We start from the raw sequence: 14,985 nt of genomic DNA, 5'->3' as shown, positions 1-14,985 counted from the left end.
CGCTATGCTCGGGATGACGGGAGAATCTTTTTTCTTCTTACCTCACTATAGACACCTACAATCAATTTCCAGAAAAGTAAGTTTTTTATTTAATTGCGGGCCTTCTATCGTCTCGATAACTTTTTCTAAATCTATTCTTTAATACCAATATAGACCGCACATTGTTCTTGCTCCATATACACTTCAAAATCAGTCTCATACGCTCTAGCAACGGTAGATTGAGTATCAAAATAGTGCCAAATTGCTTGCCAGATTTCGATGATTGCGTTGGGCATCGGACCAGAGTTTTTAAAAATAAGATAATTCCCTTTTTTGATGTTGAGCTTATCAAAATCATTTATTTCTGGATCATGGATCGCGACTCCAGCAGTGACGGTATAAAATCCATGATGATCTGACTCATACGCAGAATACACTCCATAAATCGGTGATCTCGATTTTATTGATATGGGTGAGGCATAAAATCTTTGCCAAAGTTCTGGTAACTTTGCTGTTTCAGAATTAAATTCATCGGCATTTTTAGTGCGTACACTCAGTCCCGTCACGGTAAATGCTTCAACTTTAATTTGTTGTGGTTTAATGTGAATCATCTCATTCTCTCTTTTAGTGGATTATAGCCATTGAGCCTGCATGGCAGTAGCAATAATTGACTTATCGTGGTCACTAATTGGAATTAGCCCAAACCGCAATGAATAACCCCAGTTTTTATTGTTTCTAGTGAAATCAAGATCAAAAAGCAAAGGCGCGATAGGAGTCTCAACTGACTTGGCCCACTCTACATCCCGTCGAAAAGGATAAAAATCGTCATCCATCTCTACTTGATAGGGCTCACCAGCCTTAACAATCCCTATAGCGGTTAATGATTGCAGCTTATCCTTTGCTTTATAAATACGCGTTGGTGAATAATAAATGACAAAGTCATTGGGTTGAATTCGTTTTAAAGGAGCAAGCCTACCATGGCAGACCTGCATTATTCCCATTTGCTTGCCCAAACGCACATGCTCTGCCGAAGCAACAGTCAACCAACATTTACTCATGATTTTTTGCCAGACGTTCAAATAAACGATGAGTATAATCTACCTTAGTGACAGTTTGTGTCAGTAGAAAACCGGTTTAGCCTTTATTAATTTCCTCTATAAATTTCACTCAATCTACGGTAAGCGCAAATGAATCTAAATCCAAATCCTCCATCATGTGTTGTTGATTACTTGTGCCTGTCAATGGCAGCATGCCTATTTGCAATGCAAAACGGAATATAATTTGTGGTATTGTCTTCTTGTATTGTTTCGCAAGTGCATGCATCCGATCGGTAAGCAAATCGGATTGGTTTGCAGTAAGCAAAGAAAATCCCTGATAGATTAATCCATTTTTTTTACAAAATTCTCGAATCGATAAATCCCATTGATTGCTGGCAAAACATCGATTCTGTACAAATGAGGGTTTCACAGTGGCAATGCGATATAGGGTTTCCAATTGTTCTAGAGTTACATTGGAAATACCAAGCAATCTAATTTTTCCTTGATTGTATAAATCCTCCATTGCAGCCCAAATATCTAAATCATCTTGAACGAGTCCAGAACGAAAGGTAGGTCCATGAAGAATATAGGAGTCAAGGTAATCTGTTTGTAAGTGATTTAGAGAACTTAAAAAAGATTGATGCACCTGATTTTGAAGTGAGTCTGTTTCATCATAGGGTTTGCGATGATCCTGACCAAGGGCAGGTGTGAATTTTGTTTGTAAAAATAATTCACTACGACTTTTTCCCGTTACGTTTAAAAATTGTTGAATTCCATGCCCAACACCTTCTTCAAAATAGTGCATTCGTTGATTTGCGGTATCAATTCCAACAAATCCGCTTTTTAATGCCTGAAAAATTAATTCTTGGGTACTCTCTTCTTTCCATGCAGTACCTTATATAAAGGCTGGAATATCAGTCTGATCCAGTTTGTGTGTAAATTCTTCAAGCATGAGCTAGTCTCTTAAGCGTATGATTATAAATTGCTTTATAGTATCATTTAAAAATAAATCAATTAGTGCATCAATTGATAAAAATCAAACCTTATTGTTACTAAAAAACTGCGTTTTGCTCCAGACCTGTTGGTCTCGAATTTATGGCGCCAACGAATCAAAGTGAGTTGATAGACTCAGCTGATGTAATGTACTGGCGTCTTCGACCCTTCGTCGTCATCATTGGGATGACGGAGGGCACGAAATACTTGTGCTTGTCATTTTCAGGGTAAGCTTTTTCCATTTTTTTAAAAGCGTTTGACGACGCTCAGGATAACCTGTGTCCATTAGACTTATTTCAAGAATACGATCAGTTCGAAAATGACGGAAATCTTGTCTTAGCTCGCACCAGGCAATAAGAATACGAACTTGGTCAAAAAAACCTAATGCTAGTGGCCAAATCGTTCGTTGTGATGCTGTTTCATTGACATCCTGATAACCTAATTGAAGTTTCTTTTCCAATCGCATTGCTTTTCTGATTAAAATTAAATCAGAGTCCTTGCTTGCAGCAACCGATCCTGGGGCAATAAGTAGACCTGGAAGTTCTAAGTGTTCACGTAATTCATTTGGAAGTACTGAAGCTATTTTCGCCAAAGCGTTTTGCGCAGCAAATTTGAGCTGTGTATCTGCTCGGTCAATTACCCAACGCGAACCAAGTACGAGGGCCTCGATTTCATCTGCAGAAAACATAAGCGGAGGCAGTGTAAATCCTGGACGTAGCACATATCCTATGCCTGACTCCCCTTCAATTGGAGCCCCTTGTCCTTTCAGCATCGAAATATCTCTGTATAAAGTACGAAGGCTAATCCCTAACTCTTGTGCTAGAGTTACGCCGCTTACAGGAAACCGGTGACGTCTTAATATCTGAATTAAGTCCAATAATCGCTCAGTTCGTGACATAGTCAGTAAAATCTGCATAAAATTTTACTGCTATATTATTCAAACCGCACTTTAAATGCCAACAATTTAAGACACTGTTTCATTAATGCGAATACACTTCAACTCGCCCACAAAGAAACAATATTTATCCACTAAGTACTATTAATACTCCCTTAATACTCTTTTGATAAAATTACGAGCTATATGTTCGAATAACATCCATAATGATGAGGTAAATAATGGGTAAAGATGCTGTTCCCCAAGATATAAGACAAAATGAAATAAATTATATTTGTAAAGTGTTAAATCATAATCGCATCTCTACCACCCAGGATTTAATAGCTAATTTTGACAAACTCATTGAACAAATTCGTTTAAATCCGCAAATTTTCAAAGAAAAATATACTTCCCAGCAATGTTTTCAAATATTAAAAAAAGCGATAGCAACCTACAGTGACATATATGTATTTAAAATAACATTAAAAGAAGAGCTTATGACCAAGCTTATCTTGGCTAGAAACAAAAAAAACACTTTGGAATCAACCACTGACTCAGTTGAAGATGATTTGACTAAAGTTACAAAAGGTTATGATCGACTTGAATTACTTCATCTGAAAAAAAAGAAAATCAATCAAGACATCTTGCGTGTATTAAAAGATAAAGAATTCGCTATCGTTCCGCAAGTCATTATAGGTTCAGGTGATACTGGAACAACACTCTGGCTTGAAAAATTCAAAGCACATCATGGAACCTGCCAGGCCCAATTAGCAAATGGAGAACTTCCTTCCGTGCTCATGCTCGGTGAACATTCAGGAAGTTGGAAACATGATTATACCCTTGCACAACCGCACAGTATACTTGAGCGCACAACTGCCAAAGAAAATCCATCTATATATTTACCATCAGATTATTATCGAAAAAATCCTCATGCCAATGGTCGACACGTCTATCAGGCGAATCAAGCAACCCTTGCCTTGACTGAGGCGCCATTGTTGCGTGCGACCGTATTAATGATTGAAAAAAGAACTAATCATATGGATTGGAAAGTTCCAGATCAGGAATATCGGTTAGTAGTGAAAACTCCTGATGGAATAAAAAATATCTATACCAATGAATTAAATATTTGTACTGGCCTCGGTCCTGCACGAAACTTACTTTCAGGCACGTTACTAACACAGAATGAATTCCATATCCTTAACCAAATTGATCCTCGTAAGGGATTTACTCCCGTCGTAGATGGCAATCAATTCATTTTATCGGATACAGAAGAACACGGAAAGGAACCCAGAAAAATTGTGATCTATGGAGGTGGTGGAACCGCAGCTGCATGTTACAGAAAAGGATTTTTTGGTCATGATATTCGTACTGAGGATCGGGCATTCTGTAAAGAAAATCAAAAAAACTCTGTTGTTTGGATAGCAAAACAATTTGAGAAAGCAGGCACCGGTAAGCTTGCTACTACGGCCTTATACACTGCAAAATCACGTAGCGAATTGATGGAAGCTGAGTTAATTAAAATCGAACCAAAGCCTAGCGGCAAACTATTATTATTTTTTAAAACAAATAATTCCAAAGCACCTACTTTTGAAATTGAATGTGACCAATTGATATACTCTGTCGGACAAGATGACAAAGTTAATAGAAACATTTGCCGGGAAGTTGAAACTGATCTATCACTTAACTATGACAAAAATGGCATGGTACTTAATGTATGCTCAGCGGATAAAAAAGTAATTTTCTTCGGTGCAGCTGCAATGGCCGTTCGAGAAAAGGAATATATGGATGCAACCTGGAAATGGCTCCATTCAGAAAATATTGGTGGTGACGTAGGTCCTGGCTCAATGCCTCCTACCCGAGCACAAATCAAGTGTTATAATTTTTGGAGTGGCATTAATCCAACAAGCATCAATGCGAATATTGATAGCCATCAACTCATTATAAACTATCTCGAAAAGGCCGGAATTGAAAAAACCATTGTTGCGAATTTTGTAGATGACTTATTAAAAGCAAGAAAATCGAGTACCAGTGGCGCATCTCATTCAATGATTCTAGAACTTTTGAAGAAACACAAACTGGACACTATTATTGAAATTAAAGGACATGCGCACTTGATATTGAAGAAGATGGACAGTACCGCTAAAGCAGGCATACATGACGCTGGTAAATCCAAATCCCAACTCTTATCTTGGATGGGTACTCAACGAGAAACAGAAGACGCGAGTATCTTTATTTCATCAGCTACAGCTGCAAAAACCACCAAAGATACTGTGGAAAATGAAGAATACGGTGTACAATTAATTACTGAAATTAGATCATAAGTGTCTTCTTATGTTCTTATTTGTAAAAGAATCAGTAACTTACTATCAGTATATACTCATTTCAATTGGAAGTAAGCATGAAACTAGCTAAGTTTCTTGAGTTAAATGATCGAGAAAAAAACCAACAAATTAAAATTTTGACCTTAAAAGATAACCTGAACGCCGGTTTTTTTTATCGAGTCATTAAAAATCTCGATCATGACGTACTGTTCAAGCTTGCAATGATGAATCCAGAAATTGATAAAATCTGTAAATCACCTGAATTAAAATCACACTGGGAAGATTTATGGCGTCTTTGTGGCGTTAACCCTAAAGACAGTGCGGAACAAAATGGTATGCCAGTTCATGAATATCAACCAATGTGCACCGTACCCTCATGTTTTGATCTATTAAAAGGGCTATATCTCTATGAGATTTATAGGAAGACTTTTAAAGATAAAGAACGCACAGATGAATTTTATAGAGATGCAGAAGAGTATTTAACAGCATCAGGTCTCTATGGGTGTTTTTTTGCCTTAAACGCCCTATGCCAGGGTGGATTAGATTTATTAAAAGATGAATTCAATGAAGAAATTGCTAGAAAAGCCATACTCTATGCTCAAGTCGCTGCAAAATACTATTTATCACCGGGTTATTTACTCTTGGCAAATACTTACCAAGAATTACTCAAATACCAAAATCAACCCAGCCTAGTTGGGCTTAATTTACGTCTTCTATCATTTCAAGCAATAAGTGTTGCTAAAAGATTGGAGTCATACTCTAATTCAATGCTCAACAATGCATATCAGGGAAAAACATTATCAGAAGCCAGTAATGGACAAATAACCAGTTTTTCACAAGCATTACTCCGATCACAAAAATATTTACAATTGTCACCACTAGAATTGGAGATTGCTACAAGTGAAGCGAAAAATGAGGCTGCCTTAATTCAAAAGACTTATGATCATGAAATAAAATCAGATGCTGAAGCCGAAATATCATCTGAAACACCAAAATTTGCCATATAACATAGACACTATTCACTGTAAGCATGGTTGTAAATACTCAACTCATTTCCAGTATAACGCTTTAGCATATCCAGTCAGGAGGCGAAGGTAGTTTCTCCAATTCAACTACTTATTTCATTATGGATTTCTTCTAAAATAATTCGCGTACTTAGCATAATATTTTGAATTTCTTGAGTAATTTGATATAGGCGCGGTTTTTTGGACGAAAAAAGGTAATTTTTAAGAGCTATTCTTCTAAGTAACAGAGGAGAATAGAATGAGCAAAAAAAGAAACTATTACACGGCATCAAAAAAATCAAAGATAGCAGTTGCGGCAATTGAAGGAAAATTGACTCAGGCTCAACTGACCAGCGAATACGGTGTGCATCCTACCCAAATTAAAGCATGGAAGCAAACAGCATTGCAGGCTATTTCAGATGCTTTTTCCAATTCTCATGATAAGGATAAAAAAGAGCAAGCCGAGCTTGTTGGTGCTTTGTATGAGGAAATTGGTCGACTTCAAGCCCAATTATCATGGTTAAAAAAAAAGACTGCCACTGAGCTTGGATGAAAAGCGTAAGCTGATTGATAGCAACGCTGAAATATCAATCCGAGAACAATGCATGCTACTCGGATTGAGTATTTCCAGTTATTATTACAAAGCGTCTCCTATATCAGCAGAGGACGAGCGGCTCATGGCGCTGTTAGACGAGCATTATCTCCAGTATCCATGTGAAGGTAAAGTGAAGCGCGCACAATGGTTGTCCCTTGAAGTTGGCTATCCTGTTGGTAAACGACGCATCAAGAGACTCATGGAGGCTATGGGATTAGAAACCGTCTACCCAAAGCCAAATACAAGCGTTCCCAATAAAGAGCACACCGTGTACCCCTATCTATTACGTGACATCGATATCACTAAGCCTAATCAGGTCTGGGCTGCTGATATTACCTACGTGCGTATGAAGGGAGGCCATGTTTACTTGGTTGCCATCATGGACTGGTATAGTCGGTATGTGCTTCAATGGGCGGTGTCCCCAACATTAGAAGCAGAATTTTGTGTAGAGGCGCTAAAAAACGCGTTATTACAGGGGCGGTGTGATATTTTTAATACCGATCAGGGTGCTCAGTTCACGTCTAATGATTGGATCAATACCTTGAAGGCCCACAAAATCTCTATCAGTATGGATGGGCGCGGCCGATACCTCGATAATATTTTCATAGAACGTTTATGGCGCAGTGTTAAGCAAGAAAAACTCTATCGGTATGATTTCGAAACAATCGAAGAGATAGAGCTGGAATTAGCTGAGTATTTTGAATATTATAACAACCGAAGACTCCATCAGTCTTTTGGATATTTAACACCAGCTCAAGTGTATTTCGGACACCCTAGTACGGTTTCTAAAACATAGTTCGGTGTGTCATGGCTTACCCACAGGGGTAAGCGCTCCAAGAACCACAGGCTTACAATTTACAACTTAGGGGTATAATCTAAGCCAATATTCCAAGGCAACAGTTTTTCATAATCATCAACACTGTTGCAAAGAGGAGCGTTCTTTAACAACATGACATAGTAATGATAAGGGTCGAGATTGTGTAATTTAGCCGTTCTGATGATACTGAAGTGTAAACACAAGGCCTCAGCACCTTCAACAGAGGCGCAAAACAAGAAGTTCTTTCGAGCAATGACCAAGGGTTTGATTTCTTGTTCAGTAAGATTGTTATCGATTTCCAGACGCCCATCATCTAAAAAGCGCATCAGTCCATCTCTATATTTAACACAGTAATTGAGTGCTTTCCCAAGCGGTGATTGGGGCAAAGTTGTAGGATAGACCTTATCAACCCATGTATTAAAGGCTTCCATGAGTGGTTTGGATTTTTCCTGACGCAACTGGTGACGTTGGTCTGGATTCAGTTGATTATTTTTAGCCTCACGCTCTATTTTATAAAGCTCTTTAAAAAAGCGCATGGCTTCTTTGGCAATGCCTTTGCCTTTATTAGATTGGGCAATAGGTTCAAATTTTCTGCGCGCATGCGCGTTGCAATTGACAATGTGCGCATTGCTGCTACCCACAAGTTCAAAAAAATTGTCACCATCGACATGTAAATAGCCATTGAATCCGACAAACCAATCGTAAATAAATTGTTTGTGCTCCACATCGTTGTAGTCATAAAGAATAACGGATTTATCCGGTGGTCCACCCCGAATGCAATACACATAGGATTTGGTTTCTGCTTTTCTTCCAGGCTCATGCAAGACCTGCAAGGTCGTTGCATCACAACTGGCCACATCATACTCAATCACACTGTCTTTCAACAGATTATAAATGGGACGCAGTGGTGTCATTAACTCAATGAGCCAGCGCGCCATGGTTTGGCGTGAGCAATCAATACCATGTCGTTCGCTGAGTTGTCGCTCCAGATGGTACAGTGGTTGCCTGTCATCCAGCTTGCTGACCACCAGGAATGATAAAAACTCTTCTGTTGCTTTAATTTTGGGGAGAATTTGTTTGGGCGCTGCTGCGGTTACGATTTGATTCTCGCATCCTTTAGTGCAAGCAACTACTTCACGTCGTTGCTCCACAATTTCGATGACGCAAGGTTGGTAATGCAGTAGCTCTTTGGTTTCATAACGAATCACTGTTTTGCATGCACCACAGGCACATTGCTTGTCTTCATCAGATACCGGAATAATTTCAATGCGACGGGGTAGTTCTTTCTGCGCTTTTTTATTCTTCTTTCTTGTATGGGCAGCCACTGGTGTCATTTCTTCGGTCTGCTCACCGCTTGCTTCAGCCTGAGAAAAAATGCTCTGATTATTTTCAAACAAAGACAGCTGAGGATTTTCAGGGTCAATATAACGCTCAGAGCGCTTGCCAAAACGGTGACGGCGTAGCTCCATGATTTGTGCTTTTAAAGAATCATAGGCTTCCGCGTAGTGTTCATTGCGTGCTTGAGATAGAGCAAGCTCTGCTTTTAATGCGAGTATTTCGTTACTTAATTGCTCTATTTTTTCTTCGTACATCATGTTGAAATGGCACCTGTTTGCTGAGTCAATTATATCACATTACGTTGATTTTAAAAACAAATTAATCGTTTTTTGTAAATTATTTCTAATAGAAATTCGTAGCCAATACTTCCGGCAACAATGTGTGTTTTGCAAAATCCAATCCTGAGAGCAGCCAGCTTAATTGGTCATTGGTAAGGCTCATGACCGCGTCATCGTGTTTGGGAAATTTTAGTTTTCCTTGCTCCAATCGCTTATAACAGAGCCAAAACCCATTTCGCTCCCACCACAGCATTTTTATTTTATTGGCTTGGCGGTTTCTGAAAAGAAAAATTTGCCCTGATGTGGGGTTCAACTGAAGATGGTCGGAAATCAACATCACCAGTCCATCAATTTGTCGCCTAAAATCAATAGGCTTTGGATAGAGCCATATGCTTGCATTAAATGATAAAAACATGGCTAACCCCACAAGGACAACAACATTGGCAATAAAGTCTGGTCGTGAATTTTTAGCTCATGCCCATTGTTCAATACCAAGGTGCATACTGTCTCTGGAGCTCTTTGTGTCAGCTTATTTAATTGAATCGGTACTAATTTGGATGAAGCTATTTCTTCCCGATACTTTCGCTCCCAATAGCCAAATTGATGGTAGTTTAATTGATGCTTTCGACAGTACGTTACTCGCGACAAACCACTTTCTTTTTGATGCGTTACATGCTCCATCCATCTCTGTTCTTTCGTGCCATCTGTTTCTTGGGGGGATATAATTTGTGGGGATATATTCATCGTACTCTCCTCTCTAAATTGATGTTGCAGAGTATGACGAAACGGAGATAATTATTAAATTATGTAGTTGCTGGCGCGCTTACCCACAGGGTCCACAGGCCTATCCGAGACGATGAAGGCTCTACTGGCCTATGGACTTGTGGATAAGCCATTCTGTGAGAGCAGGAGTTAATAAACCAATTCGGAATAGCTCTTATTTTTCCTGAATTTTGTTCCAGATTACCAGACCTAGATTAATTTCCTCTTGTCGTAATAAGTTAATACTATGCGTAAGACAAGTCACTTTTTTTCGTAACCGTTCTAAAGCGCTATCTAAGTGATTTGCACGATTATAGTTTTCAGCAAAAAACGATTGATAAAAAAGTGAATACAACATAAAGAAAACGTACTGATTCATAAACTCAATCATGAATTGTTGGTGAGATAAATTGAGCTGAGGTGAAATGGTAAAATCAGATTGTTTTATATTTCTAAACTCCATAAAAGGTTGTTTAACGGTAGCTTCTACCCTAGTTTTAATTTTCTTATTAAAAACTATATTCCATGAACTGATCTTGAGCTGAGTAAAAACCAAAGTTAATGCATTAATTACATTTAAAATAATATTTGAAATTTCATCTACTGTATTTGGACCTGCTATGACTTGGATTACTCGTTGGTCATTTATCATTTTAGCCGCTAATTTTTGTCCAACTATAATAATTTTTGGATTATTTATCGAATGATGAAGTAAATGTGTCTCCAAATAACGTACAAGATTATCATTAAACCCCCCACAAAATCCTCGTTCTGCCCCTATAAGTATATAAAGATTGGACTCAACAACTTCCACCTGAGTGAGTAATTGTGGATAACTTGATAAAAAATCGCTCCCCATCTGTTGAATCATTGCATTCATTCTTTCTTGAGTCGCAAGACATTTAGTCACCCTATTCATTTCAATGAATGAAAGATTTCTCATGGCAGTCATCATGGTACCAATTTTGTTTAGAGTTTGCAGGTGCGCTTTAAAACGTGTTTTTTTTGTCATGATTGGTTCAACCAGCTAAACACTTTATTTTTCCATTGCTCTCTAGGGGTATCTAATGTCAAATCACAGTGAGATAGCTGTTGTTCTATCCTTTTTAAATATTTTGCTATTTCATCAAGTTTTATTTCATTAAAAAAACCCTCGTTATATCCAATAAGCCAAGCAAGCTGAAACTCAATAGGGAGTGGGGATAATTGATTTTGTTTTAAAATTTCGCGTAATATCCGTCCACGCTGGACCTGAAGTTCCATGTTTTCATCGAGCTTCGAGCCAAAGCGAGTAAACACCTCCAAATCAATAAATTGCATATAATCCAGTTTGATTTTACTCGCTTCCCGTTTGATTTGTGGATGTTGTGCACTTCCCCCTATACGTGAGACAGAGCGGGTAATATCTATTGCCGGTAAGAATCCACCTGAAAAAAGCTGTTCATTAAAAAATAATTGCCCATCAGTAATTGAAATCAAATTGGTTGGAATGTACGTAGCAATCTCCCCTTCCTTGGTTTCGATGATGGGAAAAGCGGTCATGGTGCCCCCACCCAGTTCGGGAGAGAGACAGCTCGAACGCTCAAGTAGTCGTGCATGCAAGTGAAAAATATCTGCTGGAAATGCCTCTCTCCCAGGGGGTTGTCTTAACAAGAGAGAAAGTTCTCGATAACTATTCGCATGGGCACTCAAATCATCATAAATAATTAATGTATCACAACCATTCTTCATCCAATATTCGGCAACAGCACAACCACTAAAGGGCGCGAGATAATGCAAACCAGGCAATGCAGACGCCTCCGCAACAACAACGGTTGTATATTCAAGTGCTTGTGCATCCTTTAGCAATTGAATGGTGGTAAGAACAGTTGATCTTTTTTGTCCAATTAAGACATAAATACAACGTACATTTTTATTTTTTTGATTAATAACAATATCGATCGCTAACGAACTTTTACCTAGGCCATTATCACCAATAATTAATTCTCGCTGTCCTTTGCCAATGGGAATGAGGTTGTCAATTATCTTGTTACCCGTATAAAGAGGCTGATTAATAAAATCACGATGTGTTATTGGTGGTGAAAGAACATCAAGCAAACCATACTCAAGACACTGAGGTACTTCATAACCATCAAGAGGTTGCACTAGTGGATCAATAACTCGTCCTAAAAGACAATCACCAACCGGAATACTTAATGATCGACTGTAATGAAAAACTCGCATCGATGCTTTAATTGTATCCGATTGCTCCAACAAAATAGCACCAATCAGATGCTCCGTTAGATGGAAAACCATGGCCCTACTTCCGTCTTCGACAATCAAAATTTCATCAATTGCAGCTGAAGGTAACCCTTGTATCCAGATAATTCCATCACCAACAGAACTAATGGAGCCAAACTCTTGCATACGTAGCTTAAAAGCATATGAGTCCACCTTCTTCTGCTGCATTCTCAAATTGTGTGGCGTTCCTTCACCTCCAAGATGAGCGTGCCTGAAGGTAGGTGTTCCCTGTTTAGCCTTTTTCATTTTCAGTTTCCGCAAAAAAGGCTAATTCATCACGCAAGTTGGCTTGTAAAAAAAAATGTCCTATTTTAATGCTTAATCCTGCAAGCAGATCGGGATTTTGTTTAAATACTAACACTATAGGCACAACAAATTTATTGTGTATTGTATGAGCTACCGTATTTTTCTGCTCTTCCTCTAAAGGAAATGCACTCTCAATAATTATCTCTTTATTTTCATTTAAACCCTGCTGTAATAAGGTTGTTTTCTCATCTGATAAAGAAGACAACTCAGCAAGGGTTTTATCAATACATTTTTTTTCAAGATGAATATCAGCAAAATTCAGCAAAAATTTTGTAGAAAACCTGCTGGCGTTTAATAAAGCTTCATGCGCATTTTGATTGATTATGGAGGATAATTTTTGCTTTTCTTGCTCTATCATTTTTTCTTTTTCTTGAGCCAAGTAATCTAGGTCTGGTAATCTGGAACAAAATTCAGGAAAAATAAGAGCTATTCCGAATTGGTTTATTAACTCCTGCTCTCACAGAATGGCTTATCCACAAGTCCATAGGCCAGTAGAGCCTTCATCGTCTCGGATAGGCCTGTGGACCCTGTGGGTAAGCCATGACACACCGAACTATGTTTTAGAAACCGTACTAGGGTGTCCGAAATACACTTGAGCTGGTGTTAAATATCCAAAAGACTGATGGAGTCTTCGGTTGTTATAATATTCAAAATACTCAGCTAATTCCAGCTCTATCTCTTCGATTGTTTCGAAATCATACCGATAGAGTTTTTCTTGCTTAACACTGCGCCATAAACGTTCTATGAAAATATTATCGAGGTATCGGCCGCGCCCATCCATACTGATAGAGATTTTGTGGGCCTTCAAGGTATTGATCCAATCATTAGACGTGAACTGAGCACCCTGATCGGTATTAAAAATATCACACCGCCCCTGTAATAACGCGTTTTTTAGCGCCTCTACACAAAATTCTGCTTCTAATGTTGGGGACACCGCCCATTGAAGCACATACCGACTATACCAGTCCATGATGGCAACCAAGTAAACATGGCCTCCCTTCATACGCACGTAGGTAATATCAGCAGCCCAGACCTGATTAGGCTTAGTGATATCGATGTCACGTAATAGATAGGGGTACACGGTGTGCTCTTTATTGGGAACGCTTGTATTTGGCTTTGGGTAGACGGTTTCTAATCCCATAGCCTCCATGAGTCTCTTGATGCGTCGTTTACCAACAGGATAGCCAACTTCAAGGGACAACCATTGTGCGCGCTTCACTTTACCTTCACATGGATACTGGAGATAATGCTCGTCTAACAGCGCCATGAGCCGCTCGTCCTCTGCTGATATAGGAGACGCTTTGTAATAATAACTGGAAATACTCAATCCGAGTAGCATGCATTGTTCTCGGATTGATATTTCAGCGTTGCTATCAATCAGCTTACGCTTTTCATCCAAGCTCAGTGGCAGTCTTTTTTTTTAACCATGATAATTGGGCTTGAAGTCGACCAATTTCCTCATACAAAGCACCAACAAGCTCGGCTTGCTCTTTTTTATCCTTATCATGAGAATTGGAAAAAGCATCTGAAATAGCCTGCAATGCTGTTTGCTTCCATGCTTTAATTTGGGTAGGATGCACACCGTATTCGCTGGTCAGTTGAGCCTGAGTCAATTTTCCTTCAATTGCCGCAACTGCTATCTTTGATTTTTTTGATGCCGTGTAATAGTTTCTTTTTTTGCTCATTCTATTCTCCTCTGTTACTTAGAAGAATAGCTCTTAAAAATTACCTTTTTTCGTCCAAAAAACCGCGCCTATATCAAAAAGCCCATTAATTATTCCAGTGAGTGAATGGATTATTAAAAATGTATGCCGTCAGGCGAAAAACTGGCAAGATAAAAAAATACTCTCTGGGCCTATTGCGATTAATATATCCACCGTTCAATTTATTCGACATTCACTCAGTAAAATTATTGCTGATGCTTTGGCTGAAAATCAACTTGATACATCCTCTATTGAATTGGAAATCACAGAATCTGTGTTCATTGAATACAGTGATAAGTTATATAAAGAAATTAATTTATTAAAAGAAATGGATATTAGTTTAGTGATAGATGATTTTGGTACTGGTTATTCCAGTTTATCTTATTTAAAACATTTACCCGTGAAAAAAATAAAAATCGATAAAGCGTTTATTAATAACTGTGATAATGATTATTTAGATCAAACGATTATTAAAGCAATTGCAACAATCGCACATAAGTTAAATATAAAGGTTGTTGCTGAAGGCGTTGAGTATGAATCACAACTTCACTTTCTACGGGAACAAGGTATTGATGGAATCCAAGGCTTTTATTATTACCATCCATTATCAGTAGAAGAATGTAAAATATATTTGCAAAACAAAAAATAAAAAATTTGAACCATGGATTCGTCATAGCTCAAAAAGCTTTTTTTTATCT

16 protein-coding genes and 1 pseudogene are annotated in these 14,985 nt (G+C 38.3%); 5 read left to right on the top strand and 12 right to left on the bottom strand.

Annotation, left to right across the window (positions count from 1 at the left end):
- Nucleotides 1-131: 131 nt before the first annotated feature.
- The 4 genes and pseudogenes from OQJ26_RS16245 to OQJ26_RS16230 form a co-directional block, all read right to left on the bottom strand.
- Entirely contained in the window at nt 132-590 is a 459-nt protein-coding gene (locus tag OQJ26_RS16245; protein ID WP_265704764.1) for a GyrI-like domain-containing protein, read from the bottom strand.
- 21 nt (nt 591-611) lie between these two features.
- Nucleotides 612-1,037 carry an EVE domain-containing protein gene (locus tag OQJ26_RS16240; protein WP_265704763.1) on the bottom strand — a complete coding sequence of 142 codons (426 nt, stop codon included), beginning with the start codon at nt 1,035-1,037 and terminating at the stop codon, nt 612-614.
- A gap of 109 nt (nt 1,038-1,146) precedes the next feature.
- Nucleotides 1,147-1,968: pseudogene (locus OQJ26_RS16235) on the bottom strand (aldo/keto reductase family protein).
- A gap of 219 nt (nt 1,969-2,187) precedes the next feature.
- Entirely contained in the window at nt 2,188-2,907 is a 720-nt protein-coding gene (locus tag OQJ26_RS16230; RefSeq protein ID WP_322783977.1) for a helix-turn-helix transcriptional regulator, read from the bottom strand.
- A gap of 218 nt (nt 2,908-3,125) precedes the next feature.
- Between OQJ26_RS16230 and OQJ26_RS16225 the strand changes: the two genes are divergently transcribed.
- From OQJ26_RS16225 to OQJ26_RS16210, 4 genes are all read left to right on the top strand, one after another.
- On the top strand, nt 3,126-5,204 hold the full coding sequence (locus OQJ26_RS16225; RefSeq protein WP_265704761.1) for a hypothetical protein: 2,079 nt from the start codon (nt 3,126-3,128) through the stop codon (nt 5,202-5,204).
- 77 nt (nt 5,205-5,281) lie between these two features.
- Nucleotides 5,282-6,211 (top strand): DUF5630 domain-containing protein, encoded by a 930-nt coding sequence (locus OQJ26_RS16220; RefSeq protein WP_265704760.1) that lies wholly within the window; start codon nt 5,282-5,284, stop codon nt 6,209-6,211.
- 256 nt (nt 6,212-6,467) lie between these two features.
- A complete protein-coding gene (locus OQJ26_RS16215) occupies nt 6,468-6,761 on the top strand; it encodes a hypothetical protein (protein ID WP_065235619.1) in 294 nt (97 codons plus the stop codon).
- On the top strand, nt 6,754-7,599 hold the full coding sequence (locus tag OQJ26_RS16210; protein ID WP_082650874.1) for an IS3 family transposase: 846 nt from the start codon (nt 6,754-6,756) through the stop codon (nt 7,597-7,599). The genes OQJ26_RS16215 and OQJ26_RS16210 overlap by 8 nt, the downstream gene beginning before the upstream one ends.
- Before the next feature lie 59 nt (nt 7,600-7,658).
- Here the strand turns inward: OQJ26_RS16210 and tnpC are convergent, their stop codons facing one another.
- From tnpC to OQJ26_RS16170, 8 genes are all read right to left on the bottom strand, one after another.
- Nucleotides 7,659-9,215: an IS66 family transposase gene (tnpC, locus tag OQJ26_RS16205; protein WP_265702303.1), complete on the bottom strand. Its 1,557-nt coding sequence runs from the start codon at nt 9,213-9,215 to the stop codon at nt 7,659-7,661.
- A gap of 85 nt (nt 9,216-9,300) precedes the next feature.
- Nucleotides 9,301-9,651, bottom strand: coding sequence for an IS66 family insertion sequence element accessory protein TnpB (gene tnpB, locus OQJ26_RS16200; protein ID WP_265702305.1), 351 nt, complete (start codon nt 9,649-9,651; stop codon nt 9,301-9,303).
- 2 nt (nt 9,652-9,653) lie between these two features.
- Complete coding sequence (gene tnpA / locus OQJ26_RS16195; protein WP_265702306.1) at nt 9,654-9,980, bottom strand: IS66 family insertion sequence element accessory protein TnpA; 327 nt, start codon at nt 9,978-9,980, stop codon at nt 9,654-9,656.
- 193 nt (nt 9,981-10,173) lie between these two features.
- Nucleotides 10,174-11,010, bottom strand: a complete 837-nt coding sequence (locus OQJ26_RS16190; RefSeq protein ID WP_265704759.1) for a F0F1 ATP synthase subunit gamma — start codon at nt 11,008-11,010, stop codon at nt 10,174-10,176.
- Nucleotides 11,007-12,446 (bottom strand): F0F1 ATP synthase subunit alpha, encoded by a 1,440-nt coding sequence (locus OQJ26_RS16185; RefSeq protein WP_322783976.1) that lies wholly within the window; start codon nt 12,444-12,446, stop codon nt 11,007-11,009. The genes OQJ26_RS16190 and OQJ26_RS16185 overlap by 4 nt, the downstream gene beginning before the upstream one ends.
- A 64-nt stretch (nt 12,447-12,510) precedes the next feature.
- Complete coding sequence (locus tag OQJ26_RS16180) at nt 12,511-12,963, bottom strand: F0F1 ATP synthase subunit delta (RefSeq protein ID WP_265704757.1); 453 nt, start codon at nt 12,961-12,963, stop codon at nt 12,511-12,513.
- Between the two features lie 174 nt (nt 12,964-13,137).
- Nucleotides 13,138-13,983: an IS3 family transposase gene (locus tag OQJ26_RS16175; RefSeq protein ID WP_082650874.1), complete on the bottom strand. Its 846-nt coding sequence runs from the start codon at nt 13,981-13,983 to the stop codon at nt 13,138-13,140.
- Nucleotides 13,976-14,269 carry a hypothetical protein gene (locus OQJ26_RS16170; RefSeq protein ID WP_065235619.1) on the bottom strand — a complete coding sequence of 98 codons (294 nt, stop codon included), beginning with the start codon at nt 14,267-14,269 and terminating at the stop codon, nt 13,976-13,978. The genes OQJ26_RS16175 and OQJ26_RS16170 overlap by 8 nt, the downstream gene beginning before the upstream one ends.
- Before the next feature lie 70 nt (nt 14,270-14,339).
- On the opposite strand from OQJ26_RS16170, the gene OQJ26_RS16165 reads away from it, so the two are divergent.
- Nucleotides 14,340-14,936, top strand: coding sequence for an EAL domain-containing protein (locus tag OQJ26_RS16165; protein WP_322783975.1), 597 nt, complete (start codon nt 14,340-14,342; stop codon nt 14,934-14,936).
- Nucleotides 14,937-14,985: the final 49 nt, after the last annotated feature.

This window comes from Legionella sheltonii, from assembly GCF_026191355.1.
Classification (GTDB): Bacteria; Pseudomonadota; Gammaproteobacteria; order Legionellales; family Legionellaceae; genus Legionella; species Legionella sheltonii.
The sequence above is the reverse complement of the archived record's forward strand: the minus strand, read 5'-3'. Positions and strand labels throughout refer to the sequence as shown.

Bases quoted from the DNA above. Each gene is read 5' to 3' on its own strand.
- OQJ26_RS16215 (WP_065235619.1), top strand. From the start codon at position 6,468: ATGAGCAAAAAAAGAAACTATTACACGGCATCAAAAAAATCAAAGATA.
- tnpA (WP_265702306.1), bottom strand. From the start codon at position 9,980: ATGAATATATCCCCACAAATTATATCCCCCCAAGAAACAGATGGCACG.
- OQJ26_RS16170 (WP_065235619.1), bottom strand. From the start codon at position 14,269: ATGAGCAAAAAAAGAAACTATTACACGGCATCAAAAAAATCAAAGATA.
- OQJ26_RS16220 (WP_265704760.1), top strand. From the start codon at position 5,282: ATGAAACTAGCTAAGTTTCTTGAGTTAAATGATCGAGAAAAAAACCAA.
- OQJ26_RS16245 (WP_265704764.1), bottom strand. From the start codon at position 590: ATGATTCACATTAAACCACAACAAATTAAAGTTGAAGCATTTACCGTG.
- OQJ26_RS16225 (WP_265704761.1), top strand. From the start codon at position 3,126: ATGGGTAAAGATGCTGTTCCCCAAGATATAAGACAAAATGAAATAAAT.
- OQJ26_RS16190 (WP_265704759.1), bottom strand. From the start codon at position 11,010: ATGACAAAAAAAACACGTTTTAAAGCGCACCTGCAAACTCTAAACAAA.
- tnpB (WP_265702305.1), bottom strand. From the start codon at position 9,651: ATGTTTTTATCATTTAATGCAAGCATATGGCTCTATCCAAAGCCTATT.
- OQJ26_RS16240 (WP_265704763.1), bottom strand. From the start codon at position 1,037: ATGAGTAAATGTTGGTTGACTGTTGCTTCGGCAGAGCATGTGCGTTTG.
- OQJ26_RS16230 (WP_322783977.1), bottom strand. From the start codon at position 2,907: ATGTCACGAACTGAGCGATTATTGGACTTAATTCAGATATTAAGACGT.
- OQJ26_RS16185 (WP_322783976.1), bottom strand. From the start codon at position 12,446: ATGCAGCAGAAGAAGGTGGACTCATATGCTTTTAAGCTACGTATGCAA.
- tnpC (WP_265702303.1), bottom strand. From the start codon at position 9,215: ATGATGTACGAAGAAAAAATAGAGCAATTAAGTAACGAAATACTCGCA.